This window comes from Virgibacillus sp. 6R (genome assembly GCF_001895305.1).
Taxonomy (GTDB): Bacteria; Bacillota; Bacilli; order Bacillales; family Amphibacillaceae; genus Virgibacillus; species Virgibacillus pantothenticus.
Map to the genome: position 1 here is coordinate 2634543 of NZ_CP017762.1, position 25114 is coordinate 2659656.

Annotated in this window: 20 protein-coding genes; 17 read left to right on the top strand and 3 right to left on the bottom strand. The window is 37.3% G+C overall.

What is annotated here, in order from left to right; all coding sequences use genetic code 11:
• The first annotated feature begins 4 nt into the window (after window positions 1-4).
• The 8 genes from BKP57_RS11950 (at window position 5) to BKP57_RS11980 (ending at window position 8126) form a co-directional block, all read left to right on the top strand.
• Complete coding sequence (locus BKP57_RS11950) at window positions 5-1564, top strand: PTS transporter subunit EIIC (protein WP_072741573.1); 1560 nt, start codon at window positions 5-7, stop codon at window positions 1562-1564.
• A gap of 113 nt (window positions 1565-1677) precedes the next feature.
• The gene (locus BKP57_RS11955; RefSeq protein WP_232231151.1) at window positions 1678-2415 is read left to right on the top strand and encodes a glucosamine-6-phosphate deaminase; all 738 of its coding nucleotides are present in this window, start codon (window positions 1678-1680) and stop codon (window positions 2413-2415) included.
• 534 nt (window positions 2416-2949) lie between these two features.
• Window positions 2950-3999 carry a DUF2332 domain-containing protein gene (locus BKP57_RS11960; protein ID WP_072741574.1) on the top strand — a complete coding sequence of 350 codons (1050 nt, stop codon included), beginning with the start codon at window positions 2950-2952 and terminating at the stop codon, window positions 3997-3999.
• 191 nt (window positions 4000-4190) lie between these two features.
• Window positions 4191-5120, top strand: coding sequence for a bile acid:sodium symporter family protein (locus BKP57_RS11965; RefSeq protein ID WP_072741575.1), 930 nt, complete (start codon window positions 4191-4193; stop codon window positions 5118-5120).
• A 1403-nt stretch (window positions 5121-6523) separates the two neighbouring features.
• The gene (locus BKP57_RS23135) at window positions 6524-6658 is read left to right on the top strand and encodes a hypothetical protein (RefSeq protein ID WP_257786682.1); all 135 of its coding nucleotides are present in this window, start codon (window positions 6524-6526) and stop codon (window positions 6656-6658) included.
• A gap of 287 nt (window positions 6659-6945) precedes the next feature.
• Window positions 6946-7404, top strand: coding sequence for a hypothetical protein (locus BKP57_RS11970; protein ID WP_128743216.1), 459 nt, complete (start codon window positions 6946-6948; stop codon window positions 7402-7404).
• Window positions 7405-7624: 220 nt separating this feature from the next.
• On the top strand, window positions 7625-7897 hold the full coding sequence (locus BKP57_RS11975) for a hypothetical protein (protein WP_128743213.1): 273 nt from the start codon (window positions 7625-7627) through the stop codon (window positions 7895-7897).
• 31 nt (window positions 7898-7928) lie between these two features.
• Window positions 7929-8126: a hypothetical protein gene (locus tag BKP57_RS11980; protein WP_050349563.1), complete on the top strand. Its 198-nt coding sequence runs from the start codon at window positions 7929-7931 to the stop codon at window positions 8124-8126.
• 265 nt (window positions 8127-8391) lie between these two features.
• Here BKP57_RS11980 and BKP57_RS11985 read toward each other — a convergent pair whose 3' ends face one another.
• Window positions 8392-9561, bottom strand: coding sequence for an iron-containing alcohol dehydrogenase (locus tag BKP57_RS11985; RefSeq protein ID WP_072741576.1), 1170 nt, complete (start codon window positions 9559-9561; stop codon window positions 8392-8394).
• Between the two features lie 70 nt (window positions 9562-9631).
• Entirely contained in the window at window positions 9632-10543 is a 912-nt protein-coding gene (locus BKP57_RS11990) for a DeoR/GlpR family DNA-binding transcription regulator (RefSeq protein ID WP_082240817.1), read from the bottom strand.
• 144 nt (window positions 10544-10687) lie between these two features.
• Between BKP57_RS11990 and BKP57_RS11995 the strand changes: the two genes are divergently transcribed.
• From BKP57_RS11995 to BKP57_RS12040, 9 genes are all read left to right on the top strand, one after another.
• Window positions 10688-12016, top strand: a complete 1329-nt coding sequence (locus BKP57_RS11995; RefSeq protein ID WP_050349561.1) for a Na+/H+ antiporter NhaC family protein — start codon at window positions 10688-10690, stop codon at window positions 12014-12016.
• A 350-nt stretch (window positions 12017-12366) separates the two neighbouring features.
• Window positions 12367-13569 carry an S-methyl-5-thioribose kinase gene (gene mtnK, locus BKP57_RS12005; RefSeq protein ID WP_072741577.1) on the top strand — a complete coding sequence of 401 codons (1203 nt, stop codon included), beginning with the start codon at window positions 12367-12369 and terminating at the stop codon, window positions 13567-13569.
• A gap of 25 nt (window positions 13570-13594) precedes the next feature.
• A complete protein-coding gene (locus tag BKP57_RS12010) occupies window positions 13595-14647 on the top strand; it encodes a s-methyl-5-thioribose-1-phosphate isomerase (RefSeq protein ID WP_050349558.1) in 1053 nt (350 codons plus the stop codon).
• Between the two features lie 299 nt (window positions 14648-14946).
• Window positions 14947-15624 carry an L-fuculose-phosphate aldolase gene (locus BKP57_RS12015; protein ID WP_198034992.1) on the top strand — a complete coding sequence of 226 codons (678 nt, stop codon included), beginning with the start codon at window positions 14947-14949 and terminating at the stop codon, window positions 15622-15624.
• Window positions 15625-16290: 666 nt separating this feature from the next.
• Complete coding sequence (locus tag BKP57_RS12020; protein ID WP_050349556.1) at window positions 16291-17304, top strand: NADP-dependent oxidoreductase; 1014 nt, start codon at window positions 16291-16293, stop codon at window positions 17302-17304.
• 232 nt (window positions 17305-17536) lie between these two features.
• The gene (locus tag BKP57_RS12025; RefSeq protein ID WP_050349555.1) at window positions 17537-18412 is read left to right on the top strand and encodes an AAA family ATPase; all 876 of its coding nucleotides are present in this window, start codon (window positions 17537-17539) and stop codon (window positions 18410-18412) included.
• An 11-nt stretch (window positions 18413-18423) separates the two neighbouring features.
• Window positions 18424-20337 (top strand): vWA domain-containing protein, encoded by a 1914-nt coding sequence (locus tag BKP57_RS12030; RefSeq protein ID WP_050349554.1) that lies wholly within the window; start codon window positions 18424-18426, stop codon window positions 20335-20337.
• A 511-nt stretch (window positions 20338-20848) separates the two neighbouring features.
• Window positions 20849-21523 (top strand): hypothetical protein, encoded by a 675-nt coding sequence (locus tag BKP57_RS12035; protein ID WP_050349553.1) that lies wholly within the window; start codon window positions 20849-20851, stop codon window positions 21521-21523.
• Complete coding sequence (locus BKP57_RS12040) at window positions 21523-22869, top strand: efflux RND transporter periplasmic adaptor subunit (protein WP_050349552.1); 1347 nt, start codon at window positions 21523-21525, stop codon at window positions 22867-22869. The genes BKP57_RS12035 and BKP57_RS12040 overlap by 1 nt, the downstream gene beginning before the upstream one ends.
• Before the next feature lie 434 nt (window positions 22870-23303).
• On the opposite strand, the gene BKP57_RS12045 is transcribed toward BKP57_RS12040, so the two are convergent.
• Complete coding sequence (locus tag BKP57_RS12045) at window positions 23304-24470, bottom strand: bis-aminopropyl spermidine synthase family protein (protein WP_050349551.1); 1167 nt, start codon at window positions 24468-24470, stop codon at window positions 23304-23306.
• Window positions 24471-25114: the final 644 nt, after the last annotated feature.

Sequence of the window (25114 nt, forward strand, 5' to 3'; positions counted from 1 at the left end):
AATTATGAGAACTGCTATCCAAAAATTTGGAAAAACGCTAATGGGACCATTATCGATTATTGTAGCTTCAGGTTTGTTACTTGGTATTGTATCTATCCTACAAAATCCGTCTCTTGTCGGGGAAACCGTTGCGAACTTTGAAGCAGTTCAAAATTTTATAGGCGGAGTTCGGGCAATTGTTTCTATGATGTTTGGTCTACTACCAATTTTGTTTGCTATATCAGTAGCTACCGGCTTAGCAAAAGAAGATAAAGAAATTGCAGGCTTTGCTGTAGTGATTGCTTTTATCATTTTTCATGTCGTAATCGGCTATTTATTAGAATTAAAAGGTATTACACTTGAAACGACTTCCGTTGAATATTTAATGCAAGATGGATTAAACCAAATCAAAGCATTTGAGATCTCTAATGCCTATGAAAGTATGTTAGGTGTATTTACGTACCGTATGGGAGTGTTTGGTGGAATACTTGTAGGATTATGGACTGCATTTATTCATAACAGATACCATACGAAGCAACTTCCTACAGCTTTTAGCTTCTTTAGTGGGAATCGTTTTGTGCCAATCGTTATTATTGTTACAATCCCGTTCCTTTCTATTATCACTTTCTTTATCTGGCCTTACTTTAATAGCGCCATCAATGGTCTAGGAAGTTTGATAAGTAAATCAGGCGCATTGGGTACTTTTATGTATGGGTTTTCCGAGCGGTTGCTTATTCCAACGGGTCTCCATCACGTATTGAACCAATTGATTCGTTTTACACCAATCGGCGGTACAGCAGTAGTTGACGGTGAAACAGTATCAGGGTCATTAACGATTTTTAACTCCGTAATGGCGTCATCACAACCGCGCTTTCTAACTCAAGGTACTCATGCATTTATGGTATTTGGATTACCTGCCGCATGTTATGCCATGTATAAGACATCTTATTTGAAACAGCGTCCTAAGATTAAAGGAATGCTTCTTGCATCAGCACTTACTGCTTTTATAACAGGTATTACGGAACCAATAGAATTTGCTTTTATCTTTATTTCACCAGTTCTTTGGTTGTTCCATGCATTTATGGCAGGTTTATCTTTCTTAATCATGACTTTAATGGATGTTGCTGTCGGGAATGCTGGAGGCGGAATGATTGATCTAACCATTTTTGGAATTTTACAAGGTACGTATACGAGATGGTACTTGATTGTATTAGTAGGGATCGTTTATGCTGTAATTTATTACTTTGTGTTTAAATTCGTGATTGAGAAATTTAATATTAAAACACCTGGTAGAAGTGATGAGTCTGATTTAAATGAAGAAGACGAAATTGTAGCATCAGATGATAACCATTTTGGAGCTAATATTCTACAAGCATTAGGTGGCAAAGAAAATATTGTTGAAATTGATAACTGTATATCTAGATTACGGTTAGTACTAAACGACACTTCATTAGTAAATGAATCATTGCTAAAAGCAACGGGATCAATGGGGTTGGTTAAAATTGATAACAAAAACCTTCAAGTTGTCTATGGTTCTAAAGTAGAACAAGCTGCACGATCTTTAAAAAATGAAGTAAGGAAATAGGATAAAATTTTTAACTGTGGTGAGATAAATATAATGTTTCGTCTTCATGATGAACCATTTATATAAGAACATTTTTGGAGGAGGGAAGATTCGCTATAGCGGATTCTGCGATAGTGAAAAAACAGATGAAAAAAATTTTTGTAAAAGATTACGACGAAATGTCAAAAAAGGGCTATGAAATAATAAAAGAAGTGATTGAAACGAAAGAACAACCGGTCATCTCTATGACCACAGGCGGTTCACCGAGAGGATTGTTTAAATTATTCGTAGAAGATATTAAGAATGGTTTAGATATTAGCCAAACGACCATCATGAATTTAGATGAGTATATGGGTCCTAAAGATGCTCCGTATACAGTACGAACATTTATGTATGAAAATTTATATAACTTAGTTGAAGCAAAGCCTAAAAATATATTCTTAATTGATGGGGAAGCTCAAGACACAGATAAAGAGATTGCCAGATATAAAGCCATCCTTGATCAATATCCTAGGGATGTGCAATTGTTAGGCTTGGGTACAAACGGTCATATTGGAGCGAATGAGCCGGGAACTCCTTTTGATTCCACAATCTTCTTAGCACAGCATGACGAATCAACCATCCAAAGCACGATGAGAGAATATGGCATAGAAAGAGATGATGCCCCAACAGAAATGATAACTCTCGGGTTCACGGAGATCCTAGCAGCAGAAAAAGTAATCCTGCTCGTATCAGGGAAACATAAAGCAGAAGCAGTAAAAGCTTTACTAGAAGGCGAAATCACTCCGGACTGTCCTGCTACTGCATTAAGAAATTGTGAAAATGCAATTGTGATCATAGATGAAGAAGCTGCATCTCTACTGGAAAAATAATTAATAAGGGTCTGTCTCACACTGCGTTCAAACAGTAGGGGCAGGCCCTTATTGCATTGATAGGTTATAACGGAAAGCTGTTTGTTGCTGTTATAATTGAGTTCAGGGATATTGTAATAGATTAGTATTTGCAGTAAAAAACTATTTAGACTTAAAAAGTAAAATATAATAGCCTGTCTGTTTAAGTATAGTAAGCGAATATGTGCAGATCAGGGAGCCTGAATGGTATCGACAAAGACCTGTTTGGTTGTTTCCTAAAGAAATAACAGTAGCTAAAATTGTAAAATATTCAAACAGGGTATTCACTAGCTATTTCCATTTTCAAGTTGCAAAAGCACAACTGGAATTTGTTAATTATTAGCATGATTAGTAAACTTATAATGGAAACGTAGTCATTTGTGCTATCCTGTATGTACTTATTTCTTTTTATATTATATACTTCCTCAAAGGACAATTTTTTCATCATTTTTAAAAGGGACGAGAAGCAGGAAGGAGAAAGTAAACAGAAAGAGCAAAATATGAGGGAGGGGTAAAGTGTTGGAAAAAGAAAAAGGTATGCTAGCACAACGATTTAGGAATTTTGCTAAGCATGAATGTAAAGATTCCAGCGAATTATATGAATTTTTATCCAAACAAATTGCGGAGGATAAAGAATTATTAGAATTATGCACACATACAAGAGCAGGACAGCCGATTCCCAATATGTTATTCGGTGCGGTTCACTATTTATTATTAAAGGGCACAAGCCATAGGTTAAGCGAGTATTACCCTAGCATTGTTCAGGAGCCTAAAGATATTAAAGCTTCCTTTATTCCTTTTCAAGACTTTTGTCTCCATCATAAAGCTGAAATACAAACGCTTTTAGAAAGCAAGTTAGTTCAAACAAATGAAATAAGACGCTGTGCCTATCTTTACCCAAGCTTTTGCTATATGTATAACATTACTAAAAAGCCACTAGCTTTGATTGAAATTGGCACCAGTGCTGGGCTTCAGTTATTATGGGACACTTATAGTTATTCATATATCAATAATGGCACGGTTTATGGTAATTCGCAATCATCTGTACATATATCTTCGGAGATTAAAGGTATGGGTAGCCCCTTACTCTATGCAGACAGCCCACCGGTAACATGGAAAGTAGGTATTGATTTACATGTCAGCGATGTAAATGATCCAGCAGATGTGCAGTGGTTAGAAGCGTTAATATGGCCAGAACATCAAGAAAGGTTGGCTTTGTTTAAAAATGCTGTCAAACAGATGCAGGAAAATCCAGTCAAACTAATCGAAGGGGACGGAGTGGCTTTACTGCCTGAGATTGCTGAGAAAGCTCCTAAAGATGCAACAATTTGTGTTTTCCATACTCATGTTGCTAACCAAATATCAAAAGAGTTAAAGTTGAAGCTACTTCAAAACATTAAAAGGATTGGCAGCAAAAGAGACATCTTCCATCTTTATAATAACATATGGGATGGTGACCTTCACCTGGACTACGTAGTTGGGGGAAAGGAATATCATCATACAATTGGAGAGACAGATGGGCATGGTAGATGGTTCAGTTGGAATTTATTCGATGGCAAAGGATAATTCCAAGAGCTATGATGGATGAGAAACTAAAGCAGGGTGAGCTAAAATTGCTAACTAACAACGATCACATGATAGCTTCAATAACTATTTGAAATAGTTTACTACTATTTTCACTACTTATTTTATTGGACATTTTTCTTCTTCTTGTTTATCTTTTCTTGTGGTAAGATAAGACAACAGGAGGTAGAATAATGCAATCATTCATCAAATTCAGTCATTTTGTCGGAAGAACATTCGCAATATGGGTACTTCTAGTAGCAGTCGTTGCATTCCTGTTCCCAGAGCAATTTTTATGGATTGGCAGTTATATATCCATTATGCTTGGGATTATCATGTTTGGCATGGGGATGACGTTATCTGTTCAAGATTTTCGTGAAGTGGTTCGCCAACCGAAAAGTGTTGCTATAGGTGTTAGTTCACAATTTGTATTAATGCCACTCATCGCTTATGGTTTGGCAAAAGGGTTAAACTTGCCGCCAGAAATTGCCATTGGGGTTATTTTAGTTGGTGCTTGCCCAGGGGGAACTGCATCCAATGTGATGACATTTTTGGCTAAAGGAAACACTGCCCTATCGGTTGCTATAACATCTGTATCAACCTTGCTTGCTCCATTACTAACACCAGCTATCATTTACTTTCTGGCAAGGGAATGGTTAGAAGTCTCGGTATCGAGCATGTTTATGTCTGTCGTGAAAATTGTCTTATTACCAATTGTTTTAGGTCTAATTGTCCAACTTTTCTTAAAAGAACAAGCAAAGAAAACGGTTGATTTGATGCCATTAATTTCTGTAGTCGCTATCGTTTTGATTGTAGCAGCAGTGGTCGCAGGAAGTAAGAACAAGATAATTGAATCTGGCTTGCTCATATTTGCTGTCGTCATTTTACATAATGGATTAGGCTATTTAATTGGCTTTTTCGTTGCAAAATTGTTTAAGTTAGAATTTATGGACCAAAAAGCTGTTTCTATTGAAGTAGGGATGCAAAATTCAGGACTAGGCGCTGCACTAGCTGCTGCTCATTTCAGTCCATTGGCAGCAGTTCCAAGTGCTATTTTTAGTTTTTGGCATAATATATCAGGTCCCATACTTGCAACATATTGGGCGCAAAAACCAAATAAATGATCGACGGGCACCTGCAGCTTGTAGGTGCCTTCTACAATAATGCCTTTCTTTTAATGGATAGGAAAGAGACCTATTATTTACAAACTAATTTTGGAAATGCATTGATAATTTTTCTGAGAAAGGGGATTTTCTAAATACCACCAAACAGGAAGAAAATTAGAATAAATGGTAATTACTGTATCTAAACCTGATGATCAATTAAAGTCGAGTTAGCTACTTTTTGGGACAGCGGCAATTGCAGCAGCTGTTGACAACTCCTTTACACTTCTTAGCTAAAGCCATGGATATAGTATATGAACGGATTTGTTCCTTATGGGATCCTATGTAGAGTTAAGCGACTCGTTTATCTCTTGCATAACAGATGAGTAGTGTTTTCCTTCTCCTAGATGAGGGTGTTTTTCAAAGAGTAAGCCATTTTTCCATTGAATGTATTTTGTTATATCGGTTTAATGCTTTAGGGTTCTACCCCACCTGCTTACATTGAAAACAGCCTTCATACATAGCTGTTAACTTGTAAAAAGAGGTGCATTTCATACATTTATAACCCATCATATTTTCTTTCGTTTGTATGATTTGAATCATTTCCCCTCATATTCAATTTTCTAAATCAATGTAACTTATCCTTAAAATGAAGGAAAAATAAGTGAATTTGTCAGATAAAGCTTTGAAAGTTTGATAGAGATTTTTTCGGATACATTATATAATCATTTTACATAATAATGATTTGGTACGAATAGATCGTATTTAGAAACTACATGCAATCATTTGTCTAGCGGAATAAGTGATGCAAAGGAGATATGATTAATGGAAGAAAATAGAATATATGAACTAAAAGAAGAAGCCTCAGAGAATGAACTGATCGATATAGTAAGCAGTATATTTCCGAACAGCAGAATAATCTATTTCATGATCCCAGACTGCTATAATGATTTTAGGTGCGAGTTACATGGCGTATATAAGCAGGACGTGAGATAAAGGGAAAGCTAAAAAAAGGCTTCACAATCGGTTATATCGATGAAAATCCTTTGCAGTACTTATATGCTTTTTTTGAAAGAAGTATGGGGATTCCATTTGTCATTACGGAAGAAAAGGTAAGCTTTACGTTTAAACGGTTGAACTCTTGGAACTATAGTAAATTCTTTAAGTTATTTGTAACGAACAAAGTACCCCATATTATGTGTGGACCTGATAATCAAAGCTTGATCTATTATCGTGCATTGTAATAATAAACATATGCTATTTATAGGGAAAAGTATAATGAAAATTCATGTGAAAAGTTAAAATGCTAAAAACATATCACAACTATTTCTGCTCTCATAATAAAAATTAAACATCAATTAGAAAAGGTGCTTCTATGTCAAATGCTCTCCCAAATCCGCATCGCAGTTTGTGCACCTGAAGATATGCCGATTAAAAGTTTTTATCAAGGGGTGTTTGAAGAAGTGTTTATCTTCTTCCACCCATTTATAAAGCCAAAACAGGATAGAAGAGAAGCTTTTCCTGATAAAAATAAGCGAAAAATGATCGGTTTAAAATAGTTACTTGGCAAACTTTTTTAAAGAATAAGAAAGTATAAACTTAGGTGCTTATGGATAATGAAATAACCGAATAGTCACGTCCAGCGCAAGCGCCAGCAACGATGCGACTTTAGAAATGCGCCCTACGATAAGGCCTCATCGGTTCGTCGCAAAGAGGAAGGCCGACTAAAAACGGGCTTGCCGCCTGACGTCGGCATATCCCTGTTTTTAGTGGCATGGTTCCTTTATCTTTAGTTGATTCGTTCCATTCGCTACGTTGCTAAACGGGCGCTTGCGCCTTTGTTCGCTTGTCTGGTATAGCTGATATAAACCAGCTTGATATAGGTCTGCGAACGAGTATTTCCGCTTTAACTGGGGCTAAAATGGATGAAGCAACTGTTGTGACCATCGAACAGGTTTGTAAGGAGCAAGGCTTGTGGCAGCCTGGAGAGGGTAGACTACCGGATATCTTAATCTATCCTCTTTTGAAAGGTATTCAAAAAGTTGGTCATGATTGGATATGGTGTGGTGATGAATTTGGAACTGAACGCAAATTAGAAAGTATATCTGAGTTGGCCAACTCTAGCAATATATCAGATGATTATACCAACTTTTTTATGCATCATAATGAACTGCTCGTAACGACGTATTGGGATAGCCATTATTCCATGCTCTGTTCGACAAAAGAGACCAGTGAAGCAGTGCGAGCAAGTTCTCATTTAGAAGGGTTTTATTCAATGATGAAACGGATATTTATTGGAGTCTAAGTAGCCTGAGAGGTTAATAGTGCGAAAAGGGAATAGTCCATCTATCATACTTAAATATGAATATCGTAACGGATTGTTTTAGTATAAAAACTGAAACCATTTTTCTAAACATGGTATAGTAATACATAAGGAGGTGGAGGAGTTGAATCACAGATTCTTTCGGTCGTTCATAATACTGGTGTTATTTGTATGCTTACTGTCGAGTCAAGCAGTACAGAAAATGAATCAACTACCTAGTATGAAAGCAGAAGATACAACGATCACTTCTGTTGTACAAGCTTCTCAGGACGAAGCGATACAAGTTACTTCACTTATTATTCCTACACCAAACGATGTGTCATTGCCAACAAGAATGCCTCCTATGAAGCAAGTCGTATTTTCGAATTTGATGAAAGATTATTTTAACAATAGGGAACTCTATGTTACGGATACGAGTCGAATGGTGGAATCGATGAAGTACCATTCTAATTATCTCTCTGTTCATGCTTCATAACGTTTATGAAAGCATGAAAGGAGAATAGAAATTGAAGCAGTCACAAGGAAAAGCAGAATGGAAAGAAGCATTCGTGTGTTATTTGGTTATTCTTATCATTTTAGGTGCATTTTTAGGGACAATTGCAATAAGTGGAGAATTGACAGGTACGCATTGGATAAGCTATATACGTAAATTTGAATGGGATATTAATATAGATTTATTACGACAGCTGTTCTTGCTTGAATAACTTTATGGAAGTGCATCCCAGGAGTTCGTTTAATACTCGAACTCCTGGGATGCTTTTTATTCCACGTATAATAGCCAGCAAAAACTCTCCTTCCATACTAGGGTGGTAATCCATAAATCCATAAGGGTAAGTTTGGAGAACTAACTGCAAGTCCTGTAAACTATGTTCAAAAGGCCTTTAGGGCAGGGCCACTCGGGTACTAATAACCCACGAAGGTGTCTATCGGCTTCTATGAACCAATATCTAAGGACAGGATGATAAGCTATTACAAAGCTAATTTTAAAATCTCGACAATATCTGCAGCATACAACTTTTTCAAATGTCCAACAGGTTGGGTGTTATTTTTTGTTGCTCGATTTGCCATTTCGACAAAATGTGTGTCGTCCATTCCGAATTCACTCAAACGAGACTTCATGCCCATACTGTTAAAGAAATCACGCGTTTTTTCTATACTCCGTTGAATGATTTCTTCTTTAGAATAAGCAAAAGGATCAATTTGGAATACACGGACTCCATACTTAACAAAAATATCTGGATGAAATTGGCTTACATATTGCATCCAAGCTGGGAATACAACTGCCATCCCTTCACCATGGACAATTCCATATTGCCCGCTAATTTCATGCTCAATTCGATGTGACGCCCAATCCGGTTCACGTCCTAATTCTAAACTATTGTTATGTGCCATGACGGCAGTCCACATTACTTCAGCTCTTAAATCGTAATTTTCTAATTGAGTCATCAATTTTTGCCCGCTGATTAAAAGTGATTGAATTGCGCCTTCGAGAAGAAAATCAGTTAAATTGACATTTTCGATGCTGGTGAAATAGCGCTCTAAAAGATGCGTTAAAATATCGGATACGCCTACGCCAGTGTGATAGCTTGGGAGTTTTACTGTAAATTCCGGGTTCAGAATCGAAAATACCGGAATAATTAAGTTTGTTTCTACACCTAGTTTGTGCTCAGCGTTAGAAACAATGGTCGCGTTTGACATTTCGGATCCAGAAGATGCCACAGTAGATATTACACCAATAGGTAATGCTTTTTCTACTTCTGCTTTGCCAATAAAGAAATCCCAAGCATCCCCGTCGTGCAATGCACCAAAGGCTACGGATTTAGCTGTATCGATCACGCTGCCACCACCTACAGCTAAAATGAAGTCAATTTGATTTTCTTTTACAATTGTTACCAAGTGACGAATTAAAGTGATTTCTGGGTTGGGAACGACATCTCCATTTTTGAAAATCTTTATATTTTTCGCATGCAGCTTTGCTTCGATTTTGTCATAAATCCCCAAGTCAAAGATATAGTCGCCGCTATAGAGCACTAATACATTTTTGGAATGACTCTCTGCATCAATTAGATCTCCAATACGACTTTCCTCACCTTTTCCAAAATAGATATTTGCTGGATTATAGTAGTTAAAATTTTGCATGATTAATTTAAACTCCTTTAACATATAAGTATTTGTTGGGAGACGTATATCATTAAAGGAATCAATGAGATTAATAAATTAATTGCATATTATTACTTTGAAAGAATTCAATCCATTCCTTAGATGGCTTTTGATCGGTAATAATTGTAGAAATATGAGAAAAGTCATCAATTAAATGAATGGTTCTAAAATCAAATTTTGTGTGGTCCACAACTAAAAAGTTTTGCTCTGATTGCTGTAGAAACTGTTTTCTAATCAGTGATTCTTCTTCGCTGTAATCCGTTGGACCAATGTGTAGACTAATGCCTGAACTACTTATGAATGCTTTGTCAATTAAGTATCTGGATATAACAGCCTGGGCATTTACGCCAATAAAAGAATGGGTTACATTTCTAAAGTTACCGCCAATAATAATTAATTTAATGGACTTATGATCTTTTAAGACGTTTGCAATATCTAATGAATTGGAAATCACTGTAATTTTTAATGTGGTCCTGTTTAATAATGCTGCGATCGATAATGATGTTGTAGAACTGTCTAAAGCAATGGAATCTCCATCTTCAATAAATTTCAAACATTTATTAGCCATAATTTGCTTTTCTTCTTTAAACATCGTTTCTCTTAATAACACAGGTACTTCTTTATCAAGCGTTTTGGGTTGGTAGGCTCCACCACGAACGCGCTTTAATTTTTTTTCTTTCTCTAAAGTTGCTAAATCTTTGCGGATCGTTTCTTCTGTTACATTTAACCGTTTGCTCAAATCTGTCACTTTTACGCTACCAGTATTATTGAGTTGTTTTAAAATTTCTTGTAATCTGTCATATTTCATCAAAAGAATCTTTCCTTTACGATTTACTACTTGCACCTTATCACAAAATAAGTTAAAAGTAAATAAAACAAAGCATAATTTCAAACTTTTTGCAAACAAATTCCAAATAAACCAAACTAAATTATTTTGAACTTCTTTGAAAAGTATTGACAATCTGTTTTATCTCGCTTATGATTAATTCCGTTGGGAGCGTATACATAAAGTTTCATAAATAAATATAACGGAAAGGAGTAAAGGTTTATTTAAGGTTGGGGGGAGTCGTGTTTTCTAACTATCTTAGATAAGAGGAGAATCCTAATGCAGAAAAACGAAGAAAAAAACAAAACTTCCAATAAAGGGAAATTTATGGGGCTTGTTCCGCTAATCATCTTTTTGGCTTTATATATGTTAACTGGTTTGGTCTCAGGTAATTTCGAAAATATGCCATTAATGATTGGAATATTAATTGCCTCAGGCATTGCATTAATGATGTCGAATAAAGACAACCCAACAAAGCTTGAAGAGCGTGTGACGATGTTTTGTAAAGGTGGCGGCGATCACACATTGATCTTAATGGTTATTATCTTTATTTTAGCTGGGGCATTTCATGGTGTAGCAAGTGGAATGAATGCTGTTGATTCAGTTACAAATTTAGGTTTAAGTGTTTTGCCATCTAATTTAATTTTACCAGGTTTGTTTATAATCGGTTGTGTACTCAGCTTCTCCATGGGAACGTCCATGGGAACGGTAGCGGCTTTGGCACCACTAGCGATTGATATAGCTGATAAAACCGGATGTAATATAGCGCTGGTATGTGGGATTGTTGTAGGGGCTGCCATGTTTGGCGATAACTTGTCTTTTATTTCTGATACAACTATTGCTGCAACCCGTACGCAAGAAATATCTATGAAAGATAAATTCAAAGCAAATGTTTTAATGGTTTTGCCGGCGGTAGTAATTAATTTAATATTATTGGTTTTTGTTCCTATTGATACTGTTTCAATCTCTGGTTCTTATGAATACAACTTGATAAACATTATTCCGTATCTGCTAGTTATTGTTTTGTCATTAATAGGTATTCAAGTAATTACAGTGATGGTTACAGGAATTTTTGCAGGTATGTTCATTGGTTTATACCATGGAGATTTTACGATTATTGAGTTCATGAAGATTGCTCATGATGGCATGAGGGGCATGGAAGATATGGCTATTATTGCTATTTTGGTTGGTGGACTCGTCGCATTGATGAAATATCTCGGAGGAATTGATTGGCTTCTTCATACACTTACTAGAAAAACGAAAACAGCACGTGGTGGAGAGTTATCTATTGCAGCTCTTGTTAGCCTAATGGATATTTCAACTACGAATAACACGATTTCGATTATAGCTGCAGGACCATTAGCAAAAGATATATCTGATGAATTCGGTATCTCGCGTTCACGTACAGCAAGTTTGTTAGATGTATTCTCTTCTGCTTTTAATGGTTTGTTACCTTATGCGGGGCAATTATTAGTAATTGGTGGAATGGCAGGAGTATCACCTGTTAGTATTATGCCGTACAATTGGTACTCTATTTTAATGATTGTAGTTGGGTTAATTTCTATTGCAATAGGTTTTCCAAAAGGGAAAGATGTAAAGGTTAACTAGTTATGTGAATTGCTTAACAATCGATATACGCAGGAACTTCTCTTCTAAGACGGTTGCCCGACTCGTCTTATCCTAGCTTCGGGAAGTTCCTCGTTAGCGAAAGCGAAAATGAATATTCTTTCGTACCTTGAATATTTTACACATGGAAGGTATGAGGAGTATTTCTCCATGAAACCTTTTATATTCAGTTATAAAAGAACGGCTTATATAATAATAGTAACATGTGTTAGGGAAAAAGACATGTCAAAGAGCTTAGAGGCTTTGAACGAAATGTTATTCCATTTTACGAGTACGTTAAAGCTTTCAAAAATATATATGCCAATCAAAAAAGTTAACAGGAGGAGAGTACGATGTCTAAATTTACACAGCATTTTTTAATGTCCCATAAAGATGTAAAAGAATTTGTGACGGAGGAGCTGGAGCTATTTTCTAATCATGCAAAACTTACGGTAAGTGAAATTGGCGATGGTAATATTAATTATGTGTTTCAAGTAGTCGATGAAAAATCAGGAAAGAGTGTCGTCGTGAAACAAGCGGACGTATTACTGCGATCTTCTGGTCGTCCGCTGGATATTTCACGAAACAAAATTGAAGCAGATATTTTAAAAATACAGTACGACTTAGTGCCGGAATTTATCCCGGAAATTTATAATTATCATGAAACGATGAGCGCACTAACGATGGAGGATATCTCTGCGTTTAAGAATTTACGTTATGAATTAATGAATGAACAAATCTTTCCGAATTTCGCAGAAGAAATAAGTACCTTTTTAGCAAAGGCGCTATTGCCAACAACTGATTTATGCTGGGATCGTCATGAGAAAAAAGAACTGGTTAAGAATTTTACCAATGTAGATATGTGCGATATTAGTGAAGACCTTGTGTTTACAGAGCCGTATTATAACTACAAAGACCAAAATATTATTATTGAAGCTAACCAGCAGTTTGTAGAAGAACATATTTATCAGAATGATGCATTAGTCAGTCATGTGGCAACACTGCGACACAAGTATATGAACAATGCCCAAGCTTTAGTACACGGAGATTTACATTCTGGCTCGATTTTTATTAATCAAGAGGGTATAAAAGTCATTGATCCGGAGTTTGCTTTCTATGGACCAATGGGCTACGATATCGGAAACGTCATTGGAAATTTATTCTTTCCATTAGCGCGTGCTCATTATTACAATGGAGATAAGCAGTTTCAAGCATGGTTAGAACTTACCATTGCTGAGGTTTATGATCAGGTAAAGGATAAACTTACAGCTGTTTATAATGAGCGAGTAACGTTGCCAATCTATACAAATGCAACATTTAAGGCGTCTTACCTAGCTGAAGTGATGGCTGATTCTTTAGGATATGCAGGAACAGAAATCATTCGTCGTGTCATCGGTGATTCCAAAGTAAAAGAAGTGTCAGAAGCGCCGATTGGAGAGGAGCGTATTGCTATGGAACGTGCACTGCTTAAGATGGGAATAGAATTAATTACACAACGGAAAGAGATAGTAACAGGTACGGAATTAGTCCGCCGTTTTAATATGATAATGGCTTAACTACGACTTTAGGAGGTTGTTGAAGATGCAACGTGCTGATTATGATTTGCCATTTTTATTAACATATGAGAATGTAGCTTGGTATGAGAATGGCAAAGTAAGAATATTAGATCGCCGGATTTATCCAACAGAAGTGCGGTTTGTCGAATGCACGACTCACCAAGAGGTTGCCCAGGCGATTACAGATATGGTGACGCAAAGCGCCGGACCATATACTGCAGCTGGTATGGGCATGGCGTTAGCAGCTTACGAAACGCGTGGGAAAAAAGAAGCAGAGCAAGTAGCTTTTTTGGAAAAAGCAGCTCACACGCTTGCTTGTGCTCGACCAACCACTGCCAATCGAATGGGAAAAATCACAAAGGGCTGCTTCGAGGTAGGAAAAGCGGCATTAGCAAAGGGTGAGGACCCGATTGAAGCTATTTTTCTATCAACGGTAGATTCTTTGAATCGCCGGTATTCGATTATGGATCAAGTGGGTAAGCATTTAATCAAGTTGATGCCTCATAACGGAAAGGTCTTAACACAATGCTTCGGAGAAACTATAGTCGGCACCTTCCTGCGAGCTGCGAGATCAGAAAATAAAGATTTGGAGATTTTTTGTGCAGAAACACGTCCCTATTTGCAAGGTGCACGTTTAACTTCCAGCTGTGCAATTGATTTAGGCTTTCCAACAACGGTTATTACTGATAACATGGTAGCCTATGTAATGGAATATAAACATATTGATGTGTTTACGTCAGCAGCTGATTCGATCGCAAGGGATGGTCATATAGCCAATAAAATTGGTACCAATCAAATTGCTATTGTCGGTCAACATTATGAAGTTCCTTACTATGTTACAGGGATTCCAGATACAGATAAGCAGACGAAGGAAGATATTGTGATTGAAGAACGCGATCCAAAACAAGTGTTAGCGTATCGGGGAATCCCCAATACATTAACAGGAGTTCAAGCTATCTATCCGTCTTTTGATATTACTAGCCCATCGCGAATAAGCGGAATTGTGACAGATAAAGGTGTCTATTCTCCTTATGATTTAGCTACATATTTTTCTGAGGAGCAGACCCGTTTTTATTAAAAAGCAATCCATATAAGAATAAGAATAATGAGTCATATCTTTTGCCATAATCATCTTTGGAAAGGATGGATGACCAGGATCACAGGATGAGTTTTCCCGCAAATAACTGGCAGTAAGACATCTGATTTTATTCTACGCGTAAAGCTAAAGCATTAGAAGTGGAGGATCTAACTGGCAAGTCGATTGCCAAATTCTGTTCAGGTCTTTAGGTCATACTCTTGCGTACTATACTAATCAGTTGCGGAAGTAAAACCCCCACTGATGGAAGATTCACTATGTGATCATGTGAGAAAACTATAATGAGTGAGGATAATACAATGAAATATGTTGAAAAACGGAAACAGATTGTGGAATATGGAAAGAAACTATTAGAAGAGAAGCTAACGACTGGAACCGGCGGAAATATTAGTATATTTATTCGCGAAGATCAAGTGATGCTGATTTCACCAAGCGGTATTCCTTATCCTGATATTAAAGAAGAAGATATCGTACTACTAAATCTTGAAGGTGAGGTGTTGGAAGGCAATCGTAAGCCTTCCAGTGAGTACGATATGCACCGCATTTTTTATCAACGGACAGCCCATGTGAACTCGGTGGTGCACACCCATTCGGAGTATGCGACCGTATTTGCTTGTTTACATGAGGAGATCTTGCCGCTACATTATATCATTGGATCAGTGGGCAATAAAATTCGCTGCTGTGATTATAAAACGTTCGGCACGTATGAATTAGCGGAAGAAGTTTTTCAAACGATAGGAAATGATAAAGGTTTGCTTCTTGGCAATCACGGTGTTATTGCAGTTGGCGAAGATTTACCTGCGTCTTTTTCAGTTGCGAAAGATATTGAATTTATTGCAAAGCTGTACTACCGTGCACGTAGTATAGGTAAGCCAGTCCTTTTATCAGATGAAGCACTTGAAGAGGTTGTTGAAAAATTTGATACGTACGGGCAATTAAGGACATACGGTCAAGATTAAGTTAAAATATTTCTCTGGGTAAAGTATCAGACAATAGGTTGGAGAAGCGGGGTGAAGGTGCTTCCTTTTATAAATGATTAGTTTGGTGGCCAAAGGATGTTCAAAAACTCTTAGCTGATTTCGGTGTTTTTTAAACATGCATTTCTAGTAAAAATAATCCATTATGCAAACAAATAAACTCCTTGTTGGTGTACGCAGCAAGGGGTTTATTTTATTATCTCGAAAATTATATCCCGCATAATGTGCTGTAAGACCCCCACTCCAGGAGTTGGATAATCTGTACTTCAACAGGACTAAGAGGGAGATAACAGCACCTAAATGCCCGATTTGTTTAGAGGTCTTTAGGTCATACCCTTGAGGTACTAACAATCAGCGGGGCATGAAAGAAAACCCTCGTCACTGATTAAAGATTCACTTTATAGTAGCACAAATAAATTCGCCGTGTTAGCATTGTTTAAAACGGGTAATGCATAAGAAACACGTCCATGCTTGAAAGCAAATCATCTTTTAATGATTTGTTACAGCATAAAACTAAATTATGTATTTTCTAAAAAGATAAGAAAGTATAAGATTTTTTTGGTTTATAGTATAAGAAAAACACAGGCTTCCGCCATAAGACTTGGCGACAAGCCAAGTTTTTCTAAAAAATTGCAGAGGAGGAATATAATGAAACAACAACAGCTAGTTTTAAACGAACGCCCTAATGGATTGCCGAATGCTGATACGTTTGCATTTAAAGAGATTAACGTAGAGAATCCTGGTCATGAGCAGTTATTGCTAAAAACACTATATATTTCCGTTGATCCATATATGCGCGGGAGAATGGCAGATGGTCCTTCGTATATAGAGCCGTTCCAAATCGGAGAGCCGCTAAGCGGTGGTGTCGTGGCTCAAGTTGTCACTTCAAAAAGTGAGCAATTCCAACAAGGTGATATTGTCACTGGAATGCTGAACTTTCAAGAGTATCATGTGGTTGAGGCCAATCAAGTACGGAAGGTAAATACATTTGGCTTACGTCCAAGTGTTGCTCTTGGACCTTTAGGAATGCCGGGGTTGACAGCTTACTTTGGCATGATGCATATTGGCGAACCAAAACAAGGGGAAACAGTAGTCATTTCAGGCGCAGCGGGGGCAGTCGGTCAAGTGGCAGGGCAGCTGGCTAAGAGAGCAGGCGCTCACGTAATAGGGATTGTTGGTTCCAAGGAAAAAGCGAACTATATTACTAAAACATTAGGCTATGATCATGCGATTGAATACAAGCATGGAGATGTGCCCCGGCAATTGAAGGAAGCTTGTCCAAATGGGATCGATATATACTTTGAAAACGTTGGTGGAGAAATTTCCGACGCTGTATGGCCGTTATTAAATACATTTGCACGTGTACCAGTATGTGGTGCCATTTCTTCTTATAATTTAGAAGCAGGAGAATATGATATCGGCATTCGAGTACAGACATATTTGATTAAAGCTAGGGCCAAAATGCAAGGTTTTTTAGTAGGGGATTATGCGGATCACTTTAAGGAAGCATATGAAGAATTAGGAGAAGCAATAGCCAGTGGAGAGTTAAAATATGAAGAGACTATAAGAGAAGGGTTTGAATCAATTCCTGATGCGTTTATCGGCTTATTTACAGGTGAGAACATCGGGAAGCAACTGGTGAAAGTAGCAGAACAAGAGTAAAAATTAGAATTTATATAATCCGAGCACAATCTTAATAAAGTAGATTGTGCTCTGTTTTGGTGTGATGGCTGTTCCTTTATATTATTCAGCTTGTTAAAAATATGTGCAAACTTCCATGTTATCGATTTTTATCCTAATCCATTTTAAAGAAATTGCCTTGCCATATGAAACAGCTAACTTTTGTAAATCATTCAAACAGGGTACAATAACCCTGAAAGGAGCATTTATACGTATGCAAATCAAAGACGAACTACCAGAAAGCATAAAAGAGCAATTACAACATTACCAAACAAATACCACAACTTATACAGCATTAATCAGGAAAGGTGGCTATATGCCGCCGAATAAGGAAATAGTCACTGATGCTATCACAGCTCTTTTATTGGGAAAAAACATTTTACTAAAAGGTCCAACTGGAGCCGGGAAAACAAAGTTTGCTGAGACATTATCCAATCTGTTTCAACAGCCCATGTTTAGCATCAACTCCTCGGTTGATATAGATGCAGAAAGCTTGCTTGGCTTTAAAACACTTAATTATGAGGGAGAAAAGCAAGTGATCGAATTTATCCCTGGTCCGGTGATAAATGCGATGGAGCATGGAACTTTTTTATATATCGATGAAATTAATATGGCAAAGCCAGAGACACTTCCAATTATAAATGGCGTGCTTGACTACCGACGTTCGATTACGAATCCTTTTACAAATGAGATTGTTACTGCAAGTACTGGATTTAACGTTATTGCTGCAATTAATGAAGGTTATGTAGGTACTGTTCCATTAAATGAGGCACTAAAAAACAGATTTATTGTTATTGAAATTCCTTATATTCAAGGAGAGCAACTAAAGCAGTTAATTTTCCGTAATACACAGCTGACTGACGAGACGGTGGTTGATTTATTTGTAAAATTGTCCAATGATCTTATTCAAGCGGTAGCTCAAGGGAAAATTGCAGAGGATGGAGCTTCTATTCGTGCCTTATTAGATGCTTGCGATTTAAGTAAACATATACCTGCTAGACGTGCTATTCAACGGGCGATCGCTGATAAATTGGATGAAGATCGTGAACGGGAATTTATCATGAGTTTAGCGGAAACATTATTTAGTTAGGAGTATGGATGATGTATCGATTTCATCATAACACCATAGACACCGATTTATTTCGTCAGTTACAAGACTTGGCTGCTGTTTTATCAGGAATCCCCGATCTCAAATTTATCTATCGGTTTGGTTCGTATATTGACCTAGTCGATCGAGAAGTAACTGCAAGCAGAACTTGGGATACTGCAAAAAGGGAATATCAAGTAGCCGGCTTGAAAACAGATATTTACTTACGAACAATCGGCTCGCTCTTTTATACAAATGTACAGGCAATGCAACAATACGTAGAGACATTAAGCGGTTTGTCATTGTCTAAATTTGGTGGACAATTATTTGCTTTATTAGAAGATATACGGCTCGAGGAGAGAATTAAGCAGGAGCGCCCTGGCACGAGGGAGGAATTTGCTATAAGAAAACGCTATTTAAAGCATCAATTTGACAATGACCGTGCTGCCCATGTAACGAGGGGGCTTGCTCTTGATGAATTATTCTGTTTAATTTATTTGCGCATCCAGTCTGATGTTGCAGAGCCGAGTTTTCCAAGAGCGACCTTTAAGCAGCTTGAACAACTCGAAAAGCTTGCCCCATATTTATTTGCAGTCTTTGAAGCGAAAAACACGCGCGATATTGCGCGAATTTCGCTCGACATCCTGAAAGAATTGTCGGCTAATAATTATATCGACATGCTTCACGATTATTTTGTACTTCCAATCAGCCATGTCGATGCTTTTTCCAAAAATACATTATTTGATGAATTAACTCGAACGGACCCATTGGAAAATGACGACAAAGAAGAGCTGGATGAAGACAAAAACGAATATATTGACGAAACGTTTTCGACATGGCACAGAGAAAACGAGAACAGCAACCGCAAGCAAACTTTTCTGCAGTTTGAACTAGAGGTTGGAACGAAAACCAATATGAAGGGAAGTGGGGCAAGGGAAACAGAAGATGGCGATCAAGCTATGGGAACGATACATGGGGCTTCAGGTCAAACCAAAAACAAAGATTACTCGGATCTAGAGTCACTAGATAAGCAGGAAAATAAGCAAGGGAAACGCGATCAAGATAAATATGGAGAAGAGAATAAAGATGCAGTAAAGCTGATTAAACGAACTGTAACCCCAACAGAATCAGACTTATCCCTATATGATAAATATGTGGATGATGTCGAGCCATATAAGCGAAAGCTGGCAAATATACTAAAAAAGGCGTTGGAGCATAAACAGAACGCTCCTAGAAAAGATATTATGGCTGGACGTTTATCTAGAAAACTGTTGCCCATTTTCCTTGATGAGAAACCGCGAATTTTCTATAAAAAGAACGAGGAGGCAAAGGAGTTTGATGCCGCATTTACGTTATTAGTTGATTGTTCGGCTTCCATGTATGGGAAAATGGAGGAAACAAAGCGTGGAATTGTGTTGTTTCACGAAGTATTAAAAGCTTTTCATATTCCTCATTCCATTATTGGTTTTTGGGAAGATGCAATGGAAGTGAAGGAGCATTATCAACCAAACTATTTTCATGTGATTCATTCTTTTACGGACTCTTTTTATGCATTTAACGGTCCTAAGATAATGCAACTTGAACCCCAAGAGGATAATCGCGATGGGTTTAGTATTCGTGTAGCCACGGAGGAGCTTGCCGCCAGACGAGAAAAGAATAAATTTTTACTTGTTTTTTCAGACGGAGAGCCAGCCGCTGCAAACTATAATCAAAATGGAATTGTGGATACGAATTTAGCAGTAATAGAGGCAAGGAAGCAAGGAATAGAAGTAATTGGTACGTTTCTGGCCGACGGAGAGATTGATGAGCTTGAGGATCAATTGATGCAAAATATTTATGGAAGGGAAAGGATACTTGTTCCAAACGTAGCAGAGCTGCCCAATCATTTTGCACCACTTATAAAAAAGTTGCTTTTAAAGACGCTTTAGATCGCGTGCGCATGATAACCTGGTCGTCCCTTGATTTGATGGCTGTAGTCATATAATCGACCAAGGTTGAGTGGAAATCGCGTGGCTGTAGCTCGGAAACGACCGATTTTACGATGAGCTTGAGCATGTTCGCCCTTGAACGAGCATTCTGGCGGATGCTCAAGTATGCTTGCTTTAGAAGCAAGTATTTCTGCTGCCAATCAGAGCGCCGACGTCAGGGAATCGGGGAGGTTCACGAAGAATCAAACACACTTTGAAAAAAACAATGATCATGCTTATCAGCTAATTACAGCCTTACATTTATTAAATTAAGTAGGTATTTTCACATTATAAAGGAGTTGTCCAAGTATTTCGTTGGCGAAAAGCTCCTTTTTTCGCAGAAGAGAAAACTGTATGTAATAGATCGTAGTCAATAATTTACAAAATTAATAGATTTTTAAGTCATTGTGCGATAAAATTGAAGCAATATTTCTACATTTAATATGGTAATTTTGGAAAAGGGTTGTTGGGGATGTCGTATCAAAACAATGTGTTTAAGTTTCTTTTTTCAATGGAAGACCATTTATTGCAAATAAAACATGCAGAAAGAATTCGGAACTTCTGGAAGGGTATTGGCGTTTTAATAGTTTGTACGATTTTGTTATATGGCTTAATGGCTTATATAGGGATGGGTACCGCAATTCTTTCACCGAATATAGCAAAGCTCAATCCATTGGAATATGAGCAGCAGAAGTTTTGGTTTATGGTTGGCAGAATGGGATATGCTGCTTTGTTTGCAGGATTAGTTTTATTTGTCCCATCATTATTCTACTATGCTGTTACCGGGATACCTTATCGCAAAATAGTGATGATGCAACAAGTGGTTTTACTCGTTATTTTAGTAGAACGTTTGACTTGGATTCCGCTTGCTATGTGGAATGGACTGGATTGGTACGTTTCCCCGCTATCATTCGGGATTATTGCTTCTTATCTTACAGAACATGTTTATTTCACTTATTTTTTTGGAATGATTTCGTTATTTCAAATTTGGATTATCGGGTTTCAAGTGAAGTATTTAGGTTTTTTCTGTGAAATAAAGAAGCTTTGGTTATGGCTCATGGTGATTGGACTGCACGTGTTTTATTGGGCTATGGCCTCTGTGCTGGCATTTGCGGATCAATACTTACTAAATGGGTGGTTTCATTAATGTCAAAAACAAGAAAGCGATTGCAAATGATTGCTGTTGCCTTATTTATCGGTGTGAATATTCTCTTGGTTTATATGGATGATGATGGGAAAGTAGACCGCATTGCATATGTTTCTCATTGGACAGCGGTTTTTCAATCTGATTTGGAAAAGAAAATACATACTACAGGTGTGTTAGCATCTGCACAAGAAAATCACGTATATTTTGATCCATCAACTGGGAGCTTTGAAGCTTTTGCAGTGGAAGAAGGGAGTTCGGTGCAAGCTGGTGATGCGCTATTTTCCTATAAAGTAGCTCGTTATCAAGAAGCAATGTCCAAATTGCTGGAAAAGAGAACTCAGTTGGAAGAAGAACTAGCAGCCGTTGAACAAGCAATGACGCAAATGACAGCGTTGCAAATACCTGAAGTTAATTTAGAAGCGGATGCGGGTCTGGAATGGACAGAGGAAGTGCTTAAAATTACGATTCCCCAAGACCCTGTTCAGGCAAATTTAGTAAAGCAGCAGTTTTTGTTGGAAAAGGAAAAAGAAGCAGCACAGAAGCAAGCTGCATTGGCGAGTGTGGACAGGCAATTAGCTGAGCTTGAGGAAACGGGTGATACGATTACAGTTGAAAGTCCATATGAAGGGATAATAACGCAGCTTTCGGAACAATTAAATGATCCAATTATCACTGTTTCTGGTACGGAATTGCATGTGGCGGGGGAACTAACGGAACAAGAAAGAGTTTATGTTAAAAAGAACCTACCTGTCGATATGGAGGTTATGGAGTTGAACAAGTCATTAACTGGAACAGTAACACAAGTGAGTGAAACACCAAAGGAAGAAGCTGCTGCAAAAACCTCCAGTATCTATCCGTTTATCATTGAGCTAAAGAGGGCTAATGAACAAGATGCAGCTAGGGATAGTGCAGACGAAACGGAAGATAATGAACAGGATAAAAAAACAAAGGATAAGAAAATGGAAGACCAAGAGCAGCTTCAATCTGCGACAGAAAGAGAATTGTTATCAGGATATCATGTGGATATAGACATCATAACAGATACTTCAGAAGAAGCTCCTGTACTAAACGAAGCAGCGATCTTTCAAAAAGATGCTTGGAAGATGACGGAAAGTGGTAAGGTTATACGTCAGCAACTAACGACAGGTATTGAGGAAGGAGACAGGATTGAAATAACATCAGGACTAGATATAGGAGATAAAGTAGCTTTACAGCCGGAAAGCCAGTTACGTTCACAAGCTGCATTTATTACACCTTTAAAATGGGAGAATGGATTCAAGAGAACGATGTCGCCAAAGGGTATGAATTGGTTTGAGTTTTTCGTGACGGGGATAGTAAGCAGATAAAAAGCTAGGGAAAAACAGCTGATTAAAAAAACGAACAATAAAGTAAAACTTCAATCAGTGGGGATTCTTTCATCCACCACTGATTATTAGTGCCGTAATGGTATGACCTAAAGGAATCGGGCATTTAGATACCGGTATCTCTCACTTAGTTAGGATTAGCAAGTTTTTGGCTAACAAATTATAGCCTAGAGTACCTTCTAGATATTCTTTTACGATAGTTAACTTGAATTTTTCATTATACTTTGCCATACAAAAATACCCCGAAAGTTAGATTTTTAACTCTAACTTTCGGGGTGCAGTACCTTTTTCGGATCTTATTTCATTAAATACTTTTATATCCCAAACTGTGATTGGTGCATATTAACTATGTGAAAACACCTATGTTTTTCTTACATTTCCAGTTTATGCATAAGGCTTATCGTAGCTTATTGTTCCTATCCCATTTTTTTCCTTTTAATTAAGCGAAATTTATTCCTATTGCAAATGGGACAACCTTTGTTCTTCAGTTCCTCTATAGTTGAGAAATCACCCCGAATGCCAACAAGTATGGAATGATGACACTGTTTACACTCATACGTTCGTAAAATTTGTTTTACTTCTCCGGTATAAATGGCATCTTTATAATCCCCTGAGATAATTGGCTTTGCAGCTTCTGTTGTTTTTAGTATGATCATTTGCCCTTTATTACCAATCATTTGTGCGCCTTCATACTCATTAAAATGTAAAATCACCTCTTTGATGGATAACCCCATGTGTATAAATTCACGTTGCATGGATAGCATAAAGTCAGGAGATTTATGAGCATATGATAAAAATATGGGTAAACTTTTTTCTTGTTTTATTGCTTCTATACCACGGGAAACAAATAATGCCATTCCTTGTAGGGTGTAAGGTGGATCTGTAAAAACGCAATCGAATTTCCCGTGCAACGTCTCAGACAGCGCTTGACGCAAATCAATTTGGTGACAGTTGATTGGCAGCTTCTCCTGCTTTATTATATCTTGAATATAGTTTAAAAACCTTTCATCGATATCTACAACTGTAATTTTCGTGTTAGGGCTTTTTAAAGGGAACAGACGTTTTAGTAGTAAACCGAGTGACACACTCACTAGATCGTCATCACCAATACATATAATGGTTTTGCCAATTAATGAATGCTCCCTTAGACAAAGGATTGCTCGATGTAAGCTGGTTGCGGGAGTGCATTTCGACTGATCAATTTGTACATTTACTTCCGGTCGCATTTGAAAGAGTTGTGTAAGTACTGATAATAAATCAGCAAGCTCTGTTTTCCAATCGGTTTGGCTGTTCATTAATTTCTGGTACAAGCTCTTATCTAACCCACCATACCCCAATTCATTTTCAATGTATATTATCCCTTCACGGGTACAACGCACACCACGATCTTGCATAAGAAGACCTGCTTTTATGAACTCTTTCTTAATGGCAACAGCAATTGGGACGGGAAGAAGCATTTTTCGTGCCAATTTTTTTGTTGAAATTCCTGGATTTATATAACACTCAATCAGTAGCTGTTCAATTACCTTGGCTCCTTCTTGAAGATTTAAATTTGTATTTGCCTTCTCTATATAATTTTTCACGGAATCACTCTTTCCATCGGTATGATAAAGTTTTATTCGAAATGTAAGAGCACAACGTCATCCAATGATGCTTTTATTTAAACAAAAAAGGACAGAATTTGAACATTTCGTTCATCTTCTGTCCTGTTAGGATATAGACTATAAATGGGATTTTCTAGCTTCAAAATGGTTTCTGAATACAGAAAAAACCGCAAATATAAACAGCTAAGTTAATAGTCATAAATTTAATGGATGATCGTAGTGTTCTTAACTTAATTGGCAGTCTGCTTTTTTCCCAAGCCAAATAAACCCTCAAGAAAGTGGGGTATTGACAAAAAATGCAGAACAAACCATATACAATTAATTAGTTAAGAACCAAAACCGACATCAAGACAACTCCTATATAATTCATTATTTACCAGATAAAAGTATCATTAAAATACTGAAAAGTCAAGCATGAAAAGGCGAGTTCTAGGAGTCAAAAAAACAAGCCACTTTTGTGTATTCTTATAAGCTATGGCGAATGTAAAAAGAAATAGAAATGACGAATGAGCTTTTTTAGGAGACGCATATGAAGTAGCTAGATCCATTTTAAAAAGTACAAATTTAAAATAGTGCACATTATCCCGTATATAACTAGAGTGAGACCCGCCTTTTCATACTGC